The organism is Bradyrhizobium nitroreducens, assembly GCF_002776695.1.
Lineage (GTDB): Bacteria > Pseudomonadota > Alphaproteobacteria > Rhizobiales > Xanthobacteraceae > Bradyrhizobium > Bradyrhizobium nitroreducens.
Window position 1 is genome coordinate 2,920,138 of the sequence record NZ_LFJC01000003.1, and the last position, 19,534, is coordinate 2,939,671.

Annotated in this window: 20 protein-coding genes; 10 read left to right on the plus strand and 10 right to left on the minus strand. The window is 64.2% G+C overall.

Annotated elements, in window-relative coordinates:
• Nucleotides 1-106 precede the first annotated feature (106 nt).
• A complete protein-coding gene (locus TSA1_RS14330) occupies nt 107-1,294 on the minus strand; it encodes a YbfB/YjiJ family MFS transporter (RefSeq protein WP_174718904.1) in 1,188 nt (395 codons plus the stop codon).
• A gap of 220 nt (nt 1,295-1,514) precedes the next feature.
• On the opposite strand from TSA1_RS14330, the gene leuB reads away from it, so the two are divergent.
• A complete protein-coding gene (gene leuB, locus TSA1_RS14335) occupies nt 1,515-2,627 on the plus strand; it encodes a 3-isopropylmalate dehydrogenase (RefSeq protein ID WP_100181121.1) in 1,113 nt (370 codons plus the stop codon).
• A 113-nt stretch (nt 2,628-2,740) separates the two neighbouring features.
• A complete protein-coding gene (locus tag TSA1_RS14340) occupies nt 2,741-3,379 on the plus strand; it encodes a DapH/DapD/GlmU-related protein (RefSeq protein WP_100176942.1) in 639 nt (212 codons plus the stop codon).
• A 70-nt stretch (nt 3,380-3,449) separates the two neighbouring features.
• Here the strand turns inward: TSA1_RS14340 and TSA1_RS14345 are convergent, their stop codons facing one another.
• Both TSA1_RS14345 and TSA1_RS14350 read right to left on the minus strand, forming a co-directional pair.
• Nucleotides 3,450-3,827, minus strand: a complete 378-nt coding sequence (locus TSA1_RS14345) for a hypothetical protein (protein ID WP_100176943.1) — start codon at nt 3,825-3,827, stop codon at nt 3,450-3,452.
• A 156-nt stretch (nt 3,828-3,983) separates the two neighbouring features.
• Nucleotides 3,984-4,778, minus strand: a complete 795-nt coding sequence (locus TSA1_RS14350) for a hypothetical protein (protein ID WP_100176944.1) — start codon at nt 4,776-4,778, stop codon at nt 3,984-3,986.
• Nucleotides 4,779-4,894: 116 nt separating this feature from the next.
• Here TSA1_RS14350 and TSA1_RS14355 point away from each other — a divergent pair, with 116 nt between their 5' ends.
• Nucleotides 4,895-5,929 carry an aspartate-semialdehyde dehydrogenase gene (locus tag TSA1_RS14355; protein WP_100176945.1) on the plus strand — a complete coding sequence of 345 codons (1,035 nt, stop codon included), beginning with the start codon at nt 4,895-4,897 and terminating at the stop codon, nt 5,927-5,929.
• 205 nt (nt 5,930-6,134) lie between these two features.
• Here TSA1_RS14355 and TSA1_RS14360 read toward each other — a convergent pair whose 3' ends face one another.
• Nucleotides 6,135-6,779 (minus strand): carbonic anhydrase, encoded by a 645-nt coding sequence (locus TSA1_RS14360; RefSeq protein ID WP_100176946.1) that lies wholly within the window; start codon nt 6,777-6,779, stop codon nt 6,135-6,137.
• A 113-nt stretch (nt 6,780-6,892) separates the two neighbouring features.
• Here TSA1_RS14360 and TSA1_RS14365 point away from each other — a divergent pair, with 113 nt between their 5' ends.
• Entirely contained in the window at nt 6,893-7,774 is an 882-nt protein-coding gene (locus TSA1_RS14365) for an HpcH/HpaI aldolase/citrate lyase family protein (protein WP_100176947.1), read from the plus strand.
• Nucleotides 7,775-7,851: 77 nt separating this feature from the next.
• On the opposite strand, the gene TSA1_RS14370 is transcribed toward TSA1_RS14365, so the two are convergent.
• Nucleotides 7,852-8,952, minus strand: coding sequence for a helix-turn-helix transcriptional regulator (locus TSA1_RS14370; RefSeq protein ID WP_347338541.1), 1,101 nt, complete (start codon nt 8,950-8,952; stop codon nt 7,852-7,854).
• 397 nt (nt 8,953-9,349) lie between these two features.
• Here TSA1_RS14370 and TSA1_RS14375 point away from each other — a divergent pair, with 397 nt between their 5' ends.
• From TSA1_RS14375 to TSA1_RS14385, 3 genes are all read left to right on the plus strand, one after another.
• Nucleotides 9,350-11,026: a methyl-accepting chemotaxis protein gene (locus TSA1_RS14375; RefSeq protein ID WP_100176949.1), complete on the plus strand. Its 1,677-nt coding sequence runs from the start codon at nt 9,350-9,352 to the stop codon at nt 11,024-11,026.
• 164 nt (nt 11,027-11,190) lie between these two features.
• Nucleotides 11,191-12,672 (plus strand): tetratricopeptide repeat protein, encoded by a 1,482-nt coding sequence (locus TSA1_RS14380; protein ID WP_100176950.1) that lies wholly within the window; start codon nt 11,191-11,193, stop codon nt 12,670-12,672.
• A gap of 153 nt (nt 12,673-12,825) precedes the next feature.
• On the plus strand, nt 12,826-14,523 hold the full coding sequence (locus TSA1_RS14385; protein ID WP_100176951.1) for a caspase family protein: 1,698 nt from the start codon (nt 12,826-12,828) through the stop codon (nt 14,521-14,523).
• Between the two features lie 30 nt (nt 14,524-14,553).
• Here TSA1_RS14385 and TSA1_RS14390 read toward each other — a convergent pair whose 3' ends face one another.
• The 4 genes from TSA1_RS14390 to TSA1_RS14405 form a co-directional block, all read right to left on the minus strand.
• Nucleotides 14,554-14,973, minus strand: a complete 420-nt coding sequence (locus TSA1_RS14390) for a hypothetical protein (RefSeq protein WP_100176952.1) — start codon at nt 14,971-14,973, stop codon at nt 14,554-14,556.
• Between the two features lie 223 nt (nt 14,974-15,196).
• Nucleotides 15,197-15,982 carry a glycosyltransferase family 32 protein gene (locus TSA1_RS14395; RefSeq protein ID WP_100176953.1) on the minus strand — a complete coding sequence of 262 codons (786 nt, stop codon included), beginning with the start codon at nt 15,980-15,982 and terminating at the stop codon, nt 15,197-15,199.
• 78 nt (nt 15,983-16,060) lie between these two features.
• Nucleotides 16,061-16,666, minus strand: coding sequence for a 3-isopropylmalate dehydratase small subunit (leuD, locus tag TSA1_RS14400; protein ID WP_100176954.1), 606 nt, complete (start codon nt 16,664-16,666; stop codon nt 16,061-16,063).
• A gap of 87 nt (nt 16,667-16,753) precedes the next feature.
• On the minus strand, nt 16,754-17,323 hold the full coding sequence (locus tag TSA1_RS14405) for a pyridoxamine 5'-phosphate oxidase family protein (RefSeq protein WP_100176955.1): 570 nt from the start codon (nt 17,321-17,323) through the stop codon (nt 16,754-16,756).
• A 93-nt stretch (nt 17,324-17,416) separates the two neighbouring features.
• On the opposite strand from TSA1_RS14405, the gene TSA1_RS14410 reads away from it, so the two are divergent.
• Nucleotides 17,417-18,208, plus strand: coding sequence for a helix-turn-helix transcriptional regulator (locus TSA1_RS14410; RefSeq protein WP_100176956.1), 792 nt, complete (start codon nt 17,417-17,419; stop codon nt 18,206-18,208).
• Nucleotides 18,209-18,221: 13 nt separating this feature from the next.
• On the opposite strand, the gene TSA1_RS14415 is transcribed toward TSA1_RS14410, so the two are convergent.
• The gene (locus tag TSA1_RS14415; protein ID WP_097660621.1) at nt 18,222-18,620 is read right to left on the minus strand and encodes a metallopeptidase family protein; all 399 of its coding nucleotides are present in this window, start codon (nt 18,618-18,620) and stop codon (nt 18,222-18,224) included.
• 250 nt (nt 18,621-18,870) lie between these two features.
• On the opposite strand from TSA1_RS14415, the gene TSA1_RS14420 reads away from it, so the two are divergent.
• Nucleotides 18,871-19,152: a hypothetical protein gene (locus TSA1_RS14420; RefSeq protein ID WP_174719304.1), complete on the plus strand. Its 282-nt coding sequence runs from the start codon at nt 18,871-18,873 to the stop codon at nt 19,150-19,152.
• Between the two features lie 38 nt (nt 19,153-19,190).
• Complete coding sequence (locus TSA1_RS14425; protein ID WP_100176958.1) at nt 19,191-19,448, plus strand: hypothetical protein; 258 nt, start codon at nt 19,191-19,193, stop codon at nt 19,446-19,448.
• The last annotated feature ends 86 nt before the right edge of the window (nt 19,449-19,534 follow it).

Below are 19,534 nucleotides of genomic sequence, written 5' to 3' on the forward strand. Positions count from 1 at the left end.
CCGTCATTCCGGGGCTCGCGAAGCGAGAGCCCGGAATCCATCGGGCCGCAGGACTGGTGGATGAATGGATTCCGGGTTCGCGCTATGCGCGCCCCGGAATGACAACCTAGCCCGGTCCCACCTTGCGCTGGCACAACGCTGCCACCGCCCCCAGCGCCAATAACGCCGCCGACACGTTCAGCGCATACGACAGGCTCCCCAGCGCATCCGTGATCGCGCCGACCACGATCGGGCCGAGCGTCTGGCCGACGCCGAACGAGATCGTCATCGCGGCGATCGCGGTCGGCCACACCTGCGGCGGATAGTTGAAGCGCACGAAGGCGGTGGTCGAGCCGACCACGGCGAAGAAGGCGACGCCGAACACGACCGCGGAGACGGCGAGCCATGCCGGCGAATGCCCGAGCATCGGCAGGGCCGCCCCCAACGCGTTGGTGCCGAGGATGATGGCGGTGGCGAGCCCGCCGCGATCGAGCGCGAGCACGCCGCGCCAGGCCCAGGGCGTTACGAAGGCGGACAGGCCGATCAGGCTCCAGAACGCCGCCTGCGCCGCGGCCCCGCCGCCGCCGTCGCGCACATAGGCGATCATGAAGGTCATGTAGGCGATGTAGCCGGCGCCGAAGAGGAAATAGCCGGCCAGGTAAATCAGCACGGGCAGGATCGCAAAGGCGGCGTGGCTGCCTTCGGAGAAGCGCGCGCCGCTCTCGATGCGGATCAGGAACAACGGCACGGTCATGACGACCGAGAGCAGGGTCATCGCCCACCACACGATCCACCACGAGCCCGGCCCGAAATACTGCAGCGTGAACGGTGCGATCAGTCCCGACGATAAAATGCCGATGCCGGGCCCGGCATAGAACAGGCTGAGCAGGAAATTGGCCCGCTCGGGGCGGGTCTGGGCGATGGTGGCCGCCAGCGCGCCGCCCGCGACGAAGCCGGCCGCGGCGCCAAGACCCAGCACGAGCCGCGCCAGGCTCAGCGCGATGAAATTCCCCGTCAGCGCGCAGGTGGCGAGCGCGGCGACGCAGGCGAGGGTTCCGCCGCGGATGGCCGCCGCCCAGCCGACGCGCTGGATCAGGCGCGAGGCGGCAAGCGCGCCCACGAGATAGCCGACGGCGTTGATGGTGTTCATGAAACCGGCCGCCGAGTAGGACCAGCCGAGGTCCTCCCGCATGTCGGGCAGCACCAGGGCATAGGCAAAGCGGCCGATTCCGAGCCCGACCGTCGCGGCCAGCGACAGGGTCAGGATCAGCCGCGCAGGGTGTGCGTCGGGTGGGGGGCGATCAGGGGCGTGCAAGGGGATACTCCGGCGTCCCGCACTGTGGCAGGCCCCGCCCGCCTTGCACAGCCGCGCCGCGGCAATGGTGTCTTGCCAAGCGCGCAACGCCGCTCTAGCACTCCCGCCGAAATTCATCCCGCTCGTCATGCCCGGGCTTGACCCGGGCATCCATCCTTCAAAAAAGCTGGATTGCCGGGTCAAGCCCGGCAATGACGAGAAAAAATCTGAGGTGACGACCATGGCGACCCACAAATTGCTGCTGCTTCCCGGCGACGGTATCGGCCCCGAGGTGATGGGCGAGGTGAAGCGGCTGATCGACTGGCTCAATTCGGCCGGGATCGCCAAATTCGAGACCGACACCGGCCTCGTCGGCGGCTCCGCCTATGATGCCCACAAGGTCTCGATCTCCGAGGGCGACATGGCCAAGGCGCTTGCCGCCGACGCCATCATCTTCGGCGCGGTCGGCGGCCCCAAATGGGATGCCGTTCCTTACGAGGTGCGTCCGGAAGCCGGCCTGCTCCGCCTGCGCAAGGATCTCGCTTTGTTCGCCAACCTCCGTCCCGCCGTGTGCTACCCGGCGCTGGCTGATGCCTCCAGCCTGAAGCGCGAGGCGGTCGAAGGTCTCGACATCATGATCGTGCGCGAGCTCACCGGCGGCGTCTATTTCGGCGAGCCCAAGACCATCACCGATCTCGGCAACGGCCAGAAGCGCGCCATCGATACCCAGGTCTACGACACCTATGAGATCGAGCGCATCGGCCGCGTCGCCTTCGAGCTCGCGCGCAAGCGCAAGAACAAGGTGACGTCGATGGAGAAGCGCAACGTCATGAAGTCGGGCGTGCTCTGGAACGAGGTCATGACTCAGGTCCACAAGCGCGAATACCCCGACGTCACGCTCGAGCATCAGCTCGCCGATTCCGGCGGCATGATGCTGGTGAAATGGCCGAAGCAGTTCGACGTCATCGTCACCGACAATCTGTTCGGCGACATGCTCTCGGACATCGCGGCGATGCTGACCGGCTCGCTCGGCATGCTGCCCTCGGCTTCGCTCGGCGAAGTGGATGTGAAGACCAAGAAGCGCAAGGCGCTGTACGAGCCCGTGCATGGCTCGGCGCCTGATATCGCCGGCAAGGGCCTCGCCAATCCGATCGCGATGATCTCGTCCTTCGGCATGGCGCTGCGCTATTCCTTCGACATGGGCGATCTCGCCGACAAGGTCGACGCCGCCATCGCCGCCGTGCTGGCGAGCGGCCTGCGCACCGCCGACATCAAGTCGGAGGGGACGACGGCCGCTTCGACCACGCAGATGGGCGAAGCGATCCTGAAGGAATTGCAGAAACTGCACGCGTAAGATGGGATGTCGTGGCCCGGATGGAGCGAAAGCGAAATCCGGGGTTCTCGCCACGTGGATAGACCTTCCCGGATTGCGCTTCGCTCATCCGGGCTACATGCCGGAGCCGCCTCATGGGCACATCCCCCCGCCCCAAGATCGCGGAAACCATCATCCATGACACGGTGCGCCGGCGCGAGGCGCAGATCGGGCGGCGCTGCGAAATCCTCGCGGGCACCCGCATCGAATATGCCTCGCTCGGCGACTACTCCTATCTCGGCGAGAACTGCGACGTCGCCGACGCCGTGATCGGCAAGTTCACGGCCATCGCCAATTCAGTGCGGATCGGCGCGCCGAACCATCCGATGGGCCGGCCGTCCCAGCATCGTTTCACCTATTGCCCCGAATATTACGAGCCGGGCGCAACGCGTGACCGCGATTTCTTCGCGGACCGTCGCGGCGACCGCGTCATCGTCGGCAATGATGTCTGGATCGGACACGCCGCCATCCTGCTGCCGGGTGTGAGCGTCGGTGACGGCGCGGTGATCGCGGCAGGCGCGGTCGTCAGCCGCGATGTCGAGCCCTACACCATCGTCGGCGGCGTTCCCGCGCGCCCCATCCGCAAGCGCTTCGATGAGGATGTCGCGCAGAGCTTGCGGCGCATCGCCTGGTGGGATTGGCCGGATGCGCTCATCTTCGAGCGCCTCGCCGATTTCCGCTCCGAGGCGATCGAGGAGTTTTGCCGGCGCTACGATCCGGCAGCCAACGCGTGAGGCGGACGCGTCTCGCAAAAAAAATGGCCGGGCGTGAGCCCGGCCTTTTGATTCGGATCGCTACGTCCGCTCAGTACAGCGGGAAATTCTGCGGATAGCCGCCGATGTCCTGCGGCGGCGAGAGCGGCTGGCGGTCGATCGGGCGATTGAGATTCTCGCGCGCGAAGGACGGATAGCCCACGGCCGGCGGGAAGGCATAGTCGGAGAATTTGCGGTCGCCCGGATTGACCTCGGTGCCGCCGTCGAGCCAGGAGCGCTTGCTGACATAGATGCGGGTGCGGCCCTGCTGGTAGACGGCGTTGGGACCGCTCGGGCCGTAATAGTGGCGGCCGCGCTCGTCGTAGCGCTTGGTCTTGTTGTCGGCCGAGGCCGGCGTCACGAGGGACATGGCAATCACGGCGCCCGCAGCAAACAAGGTCGCCAATTTGGCAGAGAATTTCGAGCTCATCACGTCCCCTTCAGGCGGCGCACCGCCAGTCGATTTCACCCCATACTAGCCCGGCCGGGGTGAGCGCAACTAGGTCTATTGGGTCACACCAGCTCGGAATAATCGGGCCCGCCGGCAAAAGTTGCATCAATACCAGCCACTTGAGCTTGATGCGCCTCAAAGCGTCCCGCGCAATTGCGCGTTCGCCGCGCCCAGCAGCCAGTCCGGCGAGCCCGCAAGGTCGCAAGCCCGGCGCTTCAGCTCGGCCCGGGCGAACAGATCGGCGAGCTTCGGCTCGTTGCCCGAGGTCAGCAGCGTCAGCCGGTTCAGCGTGCACGCGACGGCCGCACGCTGGGCGGGCATTGTGTCGCCCTGGCAGGAGAAGCCGGAGATCTGCAAGCCCGGCTCCTCGCTGCGCTTGAGGTAGCCGAGGCAGGCCCGCGCGCCCTCCGTTGCCGCGACCGGCCGGAACAGGGCGACGGGGCCGAATTTGGTCTCGATCAGGCCGGCCTGTTCGAGCGCGCTGGCCGCTTCCAGGCCCATCTGGACGGCGAGGTCCATCGCGGCAGGACGAGCCACGTCGAACTCGCCGCCCTCCCGGTAAATCTCCAGCTGGGCCAGCGGCTTGTCCGCTTCGCCTGCCCAGCGCATGATGTCCCGGCGGCCGCCTTCGGGATGTCGAAGGATGGTGTAAGATGCTGTTTTCTCGGACGAATCGAGCTTGCTGAGGGCGAATGCCGGATGCGAGCGGTCGGCGACGTTCCAGCCGGGCTTCGGCGCCGGCTCGTCGTCACGCAGATCGGGCAGCTGCCCGAGCGCCGCAAGGCCAAGGATGGCAAACAGGGCGAGCGTCCCCACATAGGCGAACAACCGCGCCAGCGTGCCGACGACCTCGTCGGCGAAGGCTGCTAACGCCAGATGGAGACTGGTCCGGGTCGAGAGTGCGGCCGTGCTGGCCTCAGGCGACTGCATCCACGTCCCTAAGGCGGGGTCCAACGTTGTCTTGCGGCCGGTTCTCGCATAGAAGCGCTGCTCTTCCTGTTTAAGCGTCAGCTTCAGGAACGGGCTTTTTCATCGGAGAGTGAACGATGGGTTACAAAGTCGCAGTCGTCGGCGCGACCGGCAATGTCGGACGGGAAATGCTCAACATCCTGGATGAGCGCAAATTCCCCGCGGACGAGGTCGTGGCCCTGGCGTCACGCCGCAGCGTCGGCGTCGAGGTCTCCTATGGCGACCGCACCCTGAAGGTCAAAGCGCTCGAGCACTACGACTTCTCCGACGTCGACATCTGCCTGATGTCGGCGGGCGGCTCGGTGTCGAAGGAATGGTCGCCGAAGATCGGCGCCGCCGGTGCCGTCGTGATCGACAATTCTTCGGCCTGGCGCATGGACCCGGACGTGCCGCTGATCGTGCCGGAGGTGAATGCGGCCGCGACCGAAGGCTTCAAGAAGAAGAACATCATCGCCAACCCGAACTGTTCGACCGCGCAGCTCGTGGTCGCGCTCAAGCCGCTGCACGACAAGGCGACGATCAAGCGCGTCGTGGTCTCGACCTATCAATCGGTGTCGGGCGCCGGCAAGGACGCGATGGACGAGCTGTTCTCGCAGACCAAGGCGGTCTACACCAACAGCGAGATCGTCAATAAGAAGTTTCCCGCGCGCATCGCCTTCAACATCATCCCCCAGATCGACGTCTTCATGGAGGACGGCTACACCAAGGAAGAGTGGAAGATGATGGCGGAGACCAAGAAGATCCTTGATTCCAAGATCAAGCTCACCGCCACCTGCGTGCGCGTGCCTGTGTTCGTCGGCCACTCCGAAGCCGTCAACATCGAGTTCGAAAATCCGATCAGCGCGGATGAAGCGCGCGACATCCTGCGCAAGGCGCCCGGCTGCCTCGTCATCGACAAGCAGGAGCCCGGCGGCTACGCCACGCCGTACGAGGCGGCCGGCGAGGACGCCACCTACATCAGCCGCATCCGCGAGGACGCGACGGTGGAGAACGGTCTCGTGTTGTGGTGCGTGTCCGACAACCTCCGCAAGGGCGCGGCGCTCAACGCGATCCAGATCGCGGAAGTGCTGATCAACCGCAAGCTGATCAGCGCGAAGAAGCAGGCGGCGTAAGCTCAGCTCTCTCCCCTCGTCGTCCCGGACAAGCGCGCCCTAAGCGCGCGAAGATCCGGGACCCATCACCACAGGACGTGGTTTGGCGCCAGGCCGGCAACTCCGAGCCTTCGTAAAACGACTGCTGCGGCGTATGGGTCCCGGATCTGCGCTTGCGCTTGTCCGGGACGACGATCGCGTTTGGCGCGGCAGTTTGCGAAATCGCCTACACCACGCCCCGCGCGTTCCTGAATTCCTTCGCCGCCTTGTCCAGCACGAACAGCGATCCCTCCGCGACGCCGAAATAGGCGCCGTGGGTCTGCATCTGGCCGCTCTCCACGGCCTTCTGCACGAACGGGAACGTCATCAGGTTTTCCAGGCTGCGGAACACCGCGGCCTTCTCGATGCGCTCGACGAACTGCGCCATGCTCTCGTGGTCGCGCTGCTCGACCACTTCGCCCGGCTTGATGAACATCTGCATCCATTTGCCGATGAAGTCGCCGGGCGTCAGCGGCTCGATCTTGTCGACGAAGGCGCGGATGCCGCCGCACTGGGCGTGGCCGAGCACCACGATGTGCTTCACCTTCAGCACCGTCACCGCATATTCCAGCGCGGCGGAGACGCCATGGGCGTTGCCGTCGGGCTGATACACCGGCACCAGATTGGCGATGTTGCGCACCACGAACAATTCGCCCGGCCCGACGTCGAAGATCACCTCGGGCGAGACGCGGCTGTCGCAGCAGCCGATCACCATCACTTCCGGGAACTGCCCTTTCACCGACAGCTCGCGATAGCGGCTCTGCTCGGTCGGCAGCCGCTGGGTGGCGAAGGCCTGGTAGCCTTCCAGCAAATGCTTCGGGAATGTCATCATGGCCTATGCCTAAACATATACCGCAGGGGCGAACAAGCCTTTCGAATAGACAGGCCAGGTGCTATCGGCTCCGGTAACGAATTCGCTTGAGGCAGACCAGAAGGAACGCTCGCATGACCCGCCCGCGCCGCAGCCATCTGTTCATGCCCGGTTCCAACCCCCGCGCGCTGGAAAAGGCGCGCAATCTCGCCGCCGACGGCCTGATCCTGGATCTGGAAGATTCCGTCGCCCCCGAGGCCAAGGCGGCGGCGCGTGACGGCATTGCCGCCGCGATCGCGGCCAAGGGTTTCGGCAAGCGCGAGATTTTGATTCGGACCAATGGCCTCGATACGCCCTGGTGGGCCGACGACGTCGCCATGGCGGCGAAGGCTTCGCCCGACGGCATCCTGGTTCCAAAAGTTTCAAGTGTCGAAGATCTCGATACGATCGGCTTCCGTCTCACCGAGCTTGGCGCCGCGCCGACGGTGAAGGTCTGGGCCATGATCGAGACCGCGCGCGCCGTGCTGCATGCCGAGGAGCTGGCCGAAGCCGGACGCGATCAATCGCGGCGGCTCTCCGGCTTCGTGTTCGGTCCCAACGACATCTCGCGCGAGACGCGGATCCGCATGTTGCCGGGCCGCGCCGCGATGATCCCGATGATCACGCACTGCATCCTGGCGACGCGTGCCCACGGCCTCGAGATTCTCGACGGCCCCTACAGCGACATCGCCAACCCCGATGGCTTCGCCACCGAATGCGCGCAAGGCCGCGATCTCGGCTTCGACGGCAAGACGCTGATCCACCCCTCGCAGATCGACGCCTGCAACGCCATCTTCACGCCGCCCGAAGAAGAGGTCGCGCGCGCGCGAAAGATCATCGCGGCGTTCGAGCTGCCGGAGAACGCCTCGCGCGGCGCGATCCGCCTGGACGGCGCCATGGTGGAGCGTCTGCACGCCGACATGGCGCGGCGCACGATTGCCATCGCGGACGCGATCGCGGCGATGAGCAAGGGCTGAACGCAACCAGAGCCGCCGGGCCATTCAAGACGAGCGCTGCTCGTCGCCGTGGCTGCTCGCCGCTGCGCACGGGTCCCTTACTGTCTGCGTCTCGCATTCTTCAGCGTCTCGGAGGGCAGCTCGCCGATGGCCTGACGATATTCGGATGCGAAGCGTCCGAGGTTTCGGAAGCCGCATTTGAACGCCACGGCCAGCACGCTGGTCTGCCCATCGGGCCGCCGCAGCAGCTCAGCGGCGTGTTGGAGCCGGACGCGCCGCGCGAACTGGCCCGGTGATCCCCGCCCGGAATCCGAGAACTCCCGGAACACGGTCCGCACGCTCACATTGGCGACCTCGGCGATCTCCTGGAAATCGAGAGGTTCGTCCCAATGGGCCTCGATGTAGGATTCCACGATGTCGACCACGGCGCGGTTGGCGCTCGGCGCCGAGCGCTGCAGGCGATCGGAGAAATTGTGCCGATGCGCCAGAAGAATCCGGAACATCAGCGCCCGCTCGAGTTCGGCGATGGCGATCGGGGAGTAATCCTGCCCGAACCTTTCCAGCTCCTCGGCAAATCTGAAGACGTCGTGGCGCACCTGCGTCATCATCGCCGGATCGGCTTCGCTTGAAATGAAACGCAGATTCATGCCGCTGGCGTCGCCGAGCAGGCTCTTCAGCAAACGCTCCAGTGCATGGGCGTCGATCCTCAGCACCAGCTGGCGATAGCCGGGCGCGAAGTCGAGATCGAGCCGGGCGTCGCCGGAGATGATGGGAGTCCAGGCCTCGATCGGCCGGCTATTGCCGTTGGTCGTGAATCCCGCAGCCCCCTGGATGGAGAAGAACTGGCGGAGGATTTGCGATTCAGGAAAGGACAGCGATGCCGCGCCATCGTAGGCGCAGAACGCAAGGCCGATCGAATTCAGTCGGGCCAAATTGGCCTGGATGCCGAACCCATCACCGTGCTTGCCAAACCGATCGGCGCCGTACGCCGAAAACAGGCGATCGCGCGCAAACTCGCTGTCGCGCGATCGAAGCAAAGGATACCGGTCGAGGTACGAGACGGCGCCCAAATCAGAATCCTCAAAGCGCTCAAACCTACTGAGTCGGAATCCGAACGCTACCAATTGGAGATTGCATGGAACAGCCGAGAAAGCTTCACGCATCCCTCGCCAAGAGAACTGGGACAATTTGCCCGTCACTGCGACAAGTTGCCGGGGGCGGTCGCTGCGGATGAAGATCGCGCGCGCTCGCTCGCAGATCAGCCATGTGCGGACGTGCGAGCCGCGCAGGTGCCGTCTCGCGATCGACGTTTTGCCGAATACCGATAGGGAATTTAGCGCGACCTTCGCAGTCCAAGGCCGATGGCGCGGTCAGGGTGGCCGTGTGTCGCTGTCGGGTTAATCGCCCTGGCAAAAAGCGGCCATTGTGTCTGCGATCGGACAAATACTCTGATAATTCGATTCAGATATCCGTTTTGCTCGAACGGACCGCCCGTCGAGCGAAGCTCGAATTACGCGCGCTCCGCGAAGACAGTGGATGATGAGAGGCCGGTTCGCTCTGTGCGGCGGCCTGAACATCAATTTTGGAGCAAAATGAATGTTTGGTCGCAAGTCCCGGGTTGATGCACAAGCGCGGATCGAGGCGATCGGCCGATCCCAGGCCATGATCGAATTCAATCTCGATGGCTCGATCATCACGGCCAACCAGAATTTTCTCGACGCCCTCGGCTATCGGCTCGACGAGATCCAGGGCAAGCATCACTCCATGTTCGTGCCGGCCGACCAGCGCGACACCGCCGAGTACAAGGCGTTCTGGGCTGCATTGAACCGCGGCGAGTATCAGGCGCGCGAGTTCAAGCGGATCGCGAAGGGCGGCCGCGAGGTCTGGATCGAAGCATCCTACAATCCGGTGCTCGACGGCAACGGCAAGACGGTGATGGTCGCCAAGATCGCAACCGAGATCACCGCGAAGAAGATCCGGAGCATGACGGATGCGTCGAAGATCGCCGCCATCAGCCGCGCCCAGGCCGTGATCGAGTTCAAGCTCGACGGCACCATCGTCACCGCCAACGAGAATTTCTGCAAGACGCTCGGCTATTCATTGTCGGAGATCGAGGGTAAGCACCACAGCCTGTTCGTCGCCGAGGCCGACCGCAACGGCACGGCCTATCGCGGCTTCTGGGCCGCTCTCAACCGCGGCGAGTACCAGGCCGGCGAGTTCAAGCGCATCGGCAAGGGCGGCCGCGAGGTCTGGATTCTCGCCTCCTACAACCCGCTGCTCGACGAGACCGGCAAGCCTTACGGCGTCGTCAAGTTCGCGACCGACATCACCGCGGAGAAGCTGAAGAACGCCGATCTCGCCGGCCAGATCGCCGCGATCGACAAGGCCCAGGCGGTGATCGAGTTCAACATGGACGGCACGATCATTACGGCCAACGCCAACTTCCTCGGCGCGCTCGGCTATTCCTTGCCGGAGATCAAGGGCCAGCATCACAGCATGTTCGTCGAGCCGAGTGAGCGCGACAGCGCCGCGTACCGCGAATTCTGGGCGGCGCTCAATCGCGGCGAATACCAGGCGGCCGAGTACAAGCGCATCGGCAAGGGCGGCAAGGAGATCTACATCCAGGCCTCCTACAATCCGATCCTCGACCTCAACGGCAAGCCGTTCAAGGTCGTGAAATATGCCACCGACACCACGCGCCAGGTGCTGGTCCGCATGGGCAACGAGCGGGTCCGCGCGATGATGGAATCGGTTGCGGCCGGCTCGGAGGAATTGAACGCCTCGGTGCGCGAGATTGCCGAGGCCATGACCAAGTCGCGCGAAACCGCGAGCGGCGCCGTGGAGCAGGTCTCCTCCGCCGACGCGCAGGCCCAGCGCCTCACCGAGGCCGCGCAGGCGATGAGCGGCATCGTCGAGCTCATCAACAACATCACCGGGCAGATCAACCTGCTCGCGCTCAACGCGACGATCGAATCGGCCCGTGCCGGCGAAGCCGGCCGCGGCTTTGCCGTGGTCGCATCCGAGGTGAAGGGGCTTGCCAACCAGGCCAAGCAGGCGACCGACAAGATCGCTCAGGAGATCGGCAGTCTCAACCAGATCTCGGGCGACGTCGTCGGTGCGCTGGGTGCAATCAAGCAGGCGATCAACAATGTCAGCGAATACGTGACGTCGACGGCGGCCGCCATCGAGGAGCAGAGCACGGTGACGAACGAGATGTCGACCAGCATGCAGCGCGCCGCGGCGGAAGCCGCCGCGATGGCGAGCGGCGCCTGACCAGGCCGGCCACTTGCTTCAAACACGACGCGCGCCGCAGCCGCCGATGGTGTGCTGCGGGTGCATTCTTGTGATTTGGATCACACAGCCCGGTCGCCGGCTCCGATAAATTCGCGCCGTTTCAATCCTGCTTCCCATCCCCGATATGGCGCGTGGGCTGTCGCATGTTTCGCAAATTATTCTATTGCCTTGCACTTCTTGTTCTCACCGGGCCCGCAGTCGCCAGTGACCGCATCAAAGGCGAGGCCAACGCTGCCATTGCCACCGCCTCCGAGGCCATACGGCGAGATACCAAGGACGCGAATGCGTATTACGATCGTGGCAATGCCTATGCCGCCAACGGTGATACGGATCGCGCCATAGCCGACTACACTGCGACGATCCGGCTCGATCCGGCGCGCGCGGACGCCTACTACAACCGGGGCAATGGTTACAGCACCAAAGGCGACACGGACCGGGCCATCGCGGATTACACGGCGACGATCCGGATCGATCCGGCCTATGCGAACGCGTACTACAATCGCGGCAACGCCTACAGCAACAAGGGCGATCTGGACCGCGCCATTGCCGATTATGCCGGAGCGACCCGGTTGCAGCCCATGAATGCGAACGCCTACTTCAACCGAGGCAATGCCTACGGCAAGAAGGGCGACGCCGAACGGGCCATCGCTGACTACACTGAAACGATACGCGTGGATCCGACCTATGCGAACGCCTATGTCAATCGCGGATTGGCCTACGAGAAGCGCGGCGATGTCGCCAAGGCGAGGGCCGACTTCAATGCGACGCTCGGGCTAGGTCATGGTGCGACCAAATGGGCGCAGGACAAGGCACGGGAGCGGCTCGCCGCGCTGCCTTCGCCGCGCCCGGCAACGATATTGGTCGGGAAGCCCGGCGCTGCCGCAGCCGTCACGGCGTCCGAGGCGCCGAGCGGCGAACGCCGCATCGCCCTTGTCATCGGCAATTCGGCCTATGAGAACGTCGCCGCCCTGCCGAACCCCGTGCGCGACGCGAGCCTCGTCGCCGACGTGCTGAGACTCACCGGATTCGAAGCCGTCACCCTGCTGACCAATCTGCGCAAGGATGCGTTGGTGAATGCCTTGCGCGAGTTCGCAGCCCGTGCGGAGACGGCGGATTGGGCCGTCGTGTATTACGCCGGACACGGCATGGAGATCGGCGGAGTCAATTATCTCATTCCGACGGACGCCAAGCTCGCGGCGGATCGCGAGATCGGATTTGAAGCCGTGCCGGTCGATCAGGTGCTCAATGCGGCGGAGCGCGCCAGGAAGCTGCGCCTCGTCATCCTCGATGCCTGTCGCGACAACCCGTTCGCGGCGCAGATGAAGCGCACCATGACGGTGGCGTCGCGCTCGGTGTCGCAAGGCCTGGCGCCGCTGGAGCCGGAGGCGGGCACGCTGGTGGTCTTCGCCGCCAAGGACGGCGAAACCGCGCTCGATGGTGACGGCATCAACAGCCCGTTCGCGGTCGCCTTCGTCAGGAATCTTCCGACGCCGGGCCTCGAGGTCCGCAGGCTGTTCGACTTCGTTCGCGACGATGTCATGGAGGCGACTGGCCGCAGGCAGAAGCCGTTCAGCTACGGCTCGGTCTCCGGACGACAGGACTTCTATTTCGTCGCCGGCAGGTAGACGCTTACGACGGGCGTCAACGCCGCACCAGGTCGCGGGCATTCGGGGGTGGGTGCTACAGCAATGGGTTTACGATGCTCGGGGTTTCCCGTTGCAGTAGTGCAACGTAGTGGTACCCTCTATGAACGCCACTTGATTCAGGCAAATACATAGATGCGGACAATTGGGACAGCGATCATTTTCGGCATGTTGCTCTGGTTTGTCCCGCTTCCGGCATTTGCACAGCAGGCGCGGGTTGCGCTCGTCGTCGGCAATGGCGCCTACGAAAAGGTTCCCGAATTGCCGAATCCCACGCGCGATGCCGCAGACATTGGCCGTGCGCTTGAACGCCTCGATTTCAAAGTCACTCAGGTCAAGAACGCGACCGCCCAGGAGATGAGGAAGGCTATCGTCGAGTTCGGCCGCTCTGCGGAGGGTGCCGACCTCGCCGTCGTATTCTACGCCGGGCATGGGATGGAGATCGGCGGGGAGAACTGGCTGATTCCGATCGGCGCAGAGCTGCGCAGTGACACCGACATCGAGAGCGAGGCCATCAGCCTGCGTTCGGTGAGCCTTCAGGTTTCGAAGGCACGCAAATTGGGTCTCGTCATACTCGACGCGTGTCGCAACAATCCGTTTGCGGCGAAGATGAAGCGTTCCATCAGCACAAGAGCTGTGATGCGCGGACTCGCGCCGACCGAACCATCCGACAACGTTTTGATCGCATACGCCGCCCGCGACGGCACCACGGCGAGCGACGGCGATGGCCGGAATAGTCCCTTTACCGCCTCGCTCCTTCGTCACATCGAAACACCGGGCCTTGAGATATCTTTCTTGTTTCGCCGGGTCCGTGACGACGTGATGGCGACGACCAAGCGAGAGCAGCAGCCCTTTGTGTATGGCTCCTTGTCGAAGGAAGAGATTTACCTTAGAGCCCCTGCCGCGAGCGCTCCGGCCCCCGTCGCACCTGCTCCGGCGTCAACCGCCGCGACCCCGGCGCCTGCAAATCCAGCGGAAGACGAGAAGTTCTGGCTCGCTATCCAGACGTCGACAGTCGCAGGTCTTTACGAGGAATTTCTGGTCAGATATCCGCGCAGCAGCCATGTCGAAGAAGCGCGCCAGCGGATCAAGAATTTCAAGGCCAACGAAGTTGCGGCTCTTGCATCCCCGGCGGCCCCTTCGAAACCGGACACAACCGGTCGTCAGGGGCCTGACGCAAAAGCAGTTGTCCGAAATCTGTTTGGGCCCGAGGATAATCAGAAGGTGGTTGCCATTGCCTCGGCTCAGCAACTCAAACTGCCGAGCTTCGCCATCTCGCCTGATCAGAATGACCCGCTCAATGCCAACTCCAGATTCGTCGGCGTGTGGTCCAACAAACGAGGGTGGTCAAATGGCAAGGGTCGGTACACCATGCTGATCATCACGGAGGTCTCTGCGACCGGGCTGGCAAGGGGATATTATCTCTGGGGGCCGCCAACGAAGCAGTCGTGGATGAAGGACGCAGCTGGGTTTCGATCGTTTGCCGAATACATTGAGAACGACAAATTCTCCATCAACGGAACACCGGTCACCGTCAAGATGGACAAGAACGTTCTCGTGCTGTCGTCCTTCAAGAAAGAAAATCCGTCCGAGACAGCCAATATAGATCTTCGCCCGGTCTGGCAGCTCGTGCCAGTGCCCGACGACGCCCCGCCTTCAAACAAACGCGGAAAGGCAGCGCAGTCTCATGCCGTCAAGAAGGAGAGCTCCACCGAATCGCGCGCCCCCGCTGATGCTGGCGGGGCCAGCATGGAGGAGCGCTATCGTGCCTGTAAGAAGCTCGTGAAGGGCTTTTCCAAGCGTGAGTCTTGCGCGCGGACGGGCGTGATCTAGGAGCGGATCCTTCTGCCCCTGGACAGCCCCTCAGCGCGGCGCGACGTCGGCGTGGTCCAGCGATTCCAGCGTCGCGGCGTTGGCGCAATAGCGGTGATAATTCTCCGCAGCCGTGCCGTCGGCGAGATCGCGGTCGCATTCTCCCTTGTGGCCGCAGAGCGAGCAGACCCGCTCCATGTCGCGGAGCAGCAGCGGCTGTGCGCGACCGAGGCCTTCGGCGCTGATGCCGAGCTGCTGCAGCATCATCGGCAGCTCGTCGGCGGAATGCTTGCCGTGGCGGACCAGTTCCTCCAGATCGTCCGGTGCGATCCGCAGATCGTTCGCGATCCGATCGAAATCGGCGCGATCGAGCTGACGAATCTCGTTCATCTCGCGGCGATGCTTCAGCCAACTCGCGAAGGAATCGATGAGGTCCTGGACGATGGGGTAAGGCCTGCTTGCGGTGCTCATGGAAAGCTCCTTCGGACAGCGGAATTGGAGCGAATTAAGCACAATGATGCAGAGGCGCGTTGCGCTGGATCAAACTGGGAGGGGCATCCAATCCGGTCTCGTGCCCCGGACGCGGCGCATCGCGTAGTGGTGCGCCGCTGAGCCGGGGTCCATCGCGCCGCTAGCTGGGTCCCGGCTCTGCGAAGCAGCGTTACCACGCTGCGCCGCGTCCGGGGCACGAGAGCTAAGCGAACCGCTCCACTGCCCAGGCATACAGGCTGCCAGGAATCGGCTTCTCGCCGCCGCGTCCCTTCGGCGAGATGTGCAGGCCGATGATCTCGGGGTTGGTGACGAGGCCGAGATAGCTCGAGGGATCGAAGAACAGCTTCGGCTCGGCGTGCACGGCGTAGAACGATTGCTTCGGCAGCGCGCATCCCAGCTCGCCGGTGCGCCGCGCGAGCGCGGTGAGCGCCGCGGGGCCGAAGATCGCGACGCGGATATCCGCGAGGCGGTTCGAGCCGCCGCGCAGACGCCGCATCATGAAGGTGATGCGATGGCGCACCGACAGCCAGTTCGGCGTCAGTTCCTCCTGCTCCATCAGCTCTTCGAAGGCGGCGACGATGCCGTGCGCGGGCGGCAGGTAGATCACGGAATTGCCGAGCTGGCGCGGTCGCTCCCAGGCGAAATAGGGCTTTGCCGGGTCGATCTCGACAGGCTTCAAGAGCAGTACGTCGGCATCGAGCCACAGGCCGAGGCCCTTCGCCATCAGCTTCATGCGGAAGAAGTCGCTGAACTGCAGCGTTGTCCAATCGCGCCAGCTTCCGTCGGGCTGCGGCGGCCGCAGCCGTTCGGAGAATGCATGCGGCAGGATCGCTTCCGCCTCCGCGTTCTGGACGCCGGCGGGCAGACCGGGAATAGGGTCGAAGCTGTAGACCGTGACCTTGTGGCCGGCAGCGAGCTGCGAGCGCAGACAGGTCTGGCGCAGTGCGTCCATCGGGCCATGCCAGAAGGTGACGATCTCGGGCAGCATTCGCGAGCTATAGGGACAAGAAGGACAAAGAAAAAGCCCCGGCGCTGACGGCACCGGGGCTCGAAACAGAGAGCGATCTCAGGCCCAGGCGCGTTCGCGCTTGAGCTTCTCCTCGTAGGTGTCGATCGACGACTTCTTCTCCATGGTGAGGCCGATGTCGTCGAGGCCGTTGATCAGGCAGTGCTTGCGGAACGGGTCGATCTCGAACTTGACCTTGCCGCCGTCGGGGCCGCGGATCTCCTGGTTCGGCAGGTCGATCGTCAGCGTCGCGTTGGCGCCGCGCTCGGCGTCGTCGAACAGCTTGTCTAGGTCTTCTTGGGCAACGCGGATCGGCAGAATGCCGTTCTTGAAGCAGTTGTTGTAGAAGATGTCGCCGAACGAGGTCGAGATCACGCAGCGGATGCCGAAGTCGAGCAGCGCCCAGGGCGCGTGCTCGCGGCTCGATCCGCAGCCGAAATTGTCGCCGGCCACCAGCACCTTCGCGTTGCGATAGGCGGGCTGGTTGAGGACGAAGTCCGGGTTCTCGCTGCCGTCGTCCTTGTAGCGCTGCTCGGAGAACAGCCCCTTGCCAAGGCCGGTGCGCTTGATGGTCTTGAGGTACTGCTTCGGGATGATCATGTCGGTGTCGACATTGATGATCTTCAGCGGCGCCGCGACGCCTTCCAGCGTGGTGAACTTGTCCATCTCAGGCTTCCCGGTTTGTCGTCAGGGGAGGGCTGTTTAGCCCGGTTGGTGCGCGAATCCTAGGCCGGATTCGGCAATCTTGGTCTGTCAGAGGGGCGGGGCCATGGCGTCAGGGACGAAGCCCGTCGGCAGGCCTTCGATGCTCTTCATGTTCTTGAGGCCCCAGTATTTTCGCAAATTGTCGAGGCCCTGCCTGGTCCAGTAGCGGATGAGGCTGCCACGCTCCTGCTTGTAGTCGAACAGAGGCACGCCCATGCCGCACGATGTCTGCACCAGGTCGACCGAGAGGCGCACGATCTGGCGTGCCCCGGTCATGTCCTCGAAGGCAGGGGCGAGATCGGCGTACTCTGGTGTGCCGCGCATGAGCGACCGGCCTTGGCCATAGAGACGCAGGATCATCGGGGCACCTTCGAAGGCGCAAAACATGATGGTCAACCGCTTGTCGTCGCAGGCGGTCAGATGCGCGCGGGTCTCGCTGCCGCTACCGGTGCAATCGAGGTAGGCGACATCATTGTCTCCGAGCACCTGGAATGAGGACAGACCCTTGGGCGACACGTTGATGCGCCCCTTCGGCGGGGCGCTCGCGACGAAGAAGATCTTCTGCCGCTCGATGAAAGCCCTGTGCTCGGGTTCGATCCCGGTGAATTGCTTGCCCATGTGCGTCCTTGCGCAGCGACGAAGTCGGGCAAAAAGCTAGCACGGCCATGATACCAGTTTAAGTACCTAGATTATGCTGGTATAAAAATCACCATGAAAGCTCAGGACCCGATCGCACCGGCTCTCTCGCTCAGCGCGTTCCTGCGGGCGCTCCGGGAGCGCCAGTCTCCGGCAGAATTCGGCCTCGCCGCCGGCCCGCGACGGCGCACGCCGGGCCTGCGGCGCGAGGAGGTCGCTCAGCTCTGCGGATTGAGCGTCACCTGGTACACGTGGATCGAGCAGGGGCGCGACGTCTCCGTCTCTGCGTCGGCACTTGCGCGCCTCGCCGGCGGACTGCGGTTGTCGCGGGCCGAGCGCAGCTATCTGTTCGAGATTGCCGGCAAACGCGATCCCGAGCGTCCCGGCGCCCGCGATGACCCGCCGGAAGAGATCCTGGCCTGCGTCGATGCGATCGATGGGCCCGCCTACATCCTCGATCGCACCTGGCGCGCGCGTCGCTGGAATGCGAAAGCGTCGCTTCTGTTCGCAGGATGGCTCGATGCGGACGGCGAGAAAAATCTGCTGCGCTACATCTTCCTCAGGCCCGAGGCGCGAACCCTGATCCTCGACTGGACCTCGCGCGCACGCCGCGTCGTCGCGGAGTTCCGCGCCGCGGTGACGGCGTACTCCGACGATCCCGAGATTCGCCGGCTGGTCGAGGAACTGAGACTCCAAAGCCGTGATTTCGAAATGTGCTGGGACACGCAGGGGGTCTTGGCGCGCGAGGGAGGCGAACGCGCGTTCGATCATCCGTCCATGGGGCTGCTGCACTATCAGCAGGTGTCGCTGTCCCTCGCGGGATGGTCAGACTATCGGCTGACGATGCTTCTCCCCGCGGCGCGTTGATGGACTCCGCGTCCTACTCGGCCTGAGCCTCGATCGCCGCCATATCGTCGTCCGAGAGGCCGAAATGGTGGCCGATCTCGTGGATCAGGACGTGGCGGACGATATGGCCGAGGCTCTCGTCGTGCTCGGCCCAATAGTCGAGGATTGGCCGGCGGTAGAGCCAGACCATGTTGGGCAGCCGGGCCACGTCGCCAAGGCTCTGCTGCGGCAGGCCGACGCCCTGGAACAAGCCGAGCAGGTCGAACTCGCTCTCGCACTCCATCTCGTCCAGGACCTCCTCGGTCGGGAAGTCGTCGACGCGGATGATCACGCCCTCGCACAGCCCACGAAATTCCGCCGGCAGGCCCTCGAAGATCTCGTGTGCCGTCGCTTCCATCTCGGCCAGCGAAGGCGCTTTCAATTCTGTCCACATGGGGGTGTTCTAAAGCGTTTTCGAGCGAAGTGGATACCGGTTCGCGTGAAGAAAACGCGTCAAAGCAAAAACCTGGAGCCCGTTTCAATTCCATTGAAACGGGGTCCAGCGCGGGTTTCCCGCTGATGCATCCCGCTTTATAAAGCGGCGAGGTTGACGGGCGGCGCCAAAACGGGGAGCGTGGCACCTCGACGGGACGGTTCAGGTGGGCGAAAAAATGCGAGCAAAAACAGCGCTGACGCTACTGTGCATGGGGTTGTTTTCGCAATTTTGCGTTGGCGCGGAGGCGCAGACGGCGGCCCCCGGTGTCAGGCTGGCGCAGGCGGCCGCGCCGGATGACATCCCGCCCCCGCGCAAGCGCCCGCCCCCGCGCCTGCGCGTCACGCCCTATTACAGCCCTGACGGCGTCTATCCGCGCTACAATCCCGGTCCCAATGCGGTCCGCGAATGCAACGCGACCTATGTGCAGGAATTCCGGCCGAGCGGCACGGTGATCGTGCCGCGTGTGAGCTGCTATTGGCGCCCCGGTTAGCGCCGGTTCGACGTCGGCGGCAGCCTCGAGGGGTGATAATGGCGAGATGGATTGCATGGGCCGTTGCCGGCGCGCTCGCCGCTTGCCTGCCTTGCGCGTCCGCCGCACCAGGGGCGACGGTTCCGGAGGCCTCGGCGGGGATCGCGATCTTCGATGCGCGACGGCCCGCCCGAGCCTATGTCGTGCGGCCTGCGCTGCGCCGCGATCCCCGCTATTTCGCGCGGCCCGTCCACTATCGTCCCTATCCTTACCGCGTGCCCGCACCCTTCGTGCTCGGCTACGGGCCGTTCTGGTGAGGCGCTAAAGCGCGATGAGATTTGGATGAATCGTCATCGCGCTTTAGGTTGTTGTTTGCGCATGATCTTTCCGGAAAACCGCTTCG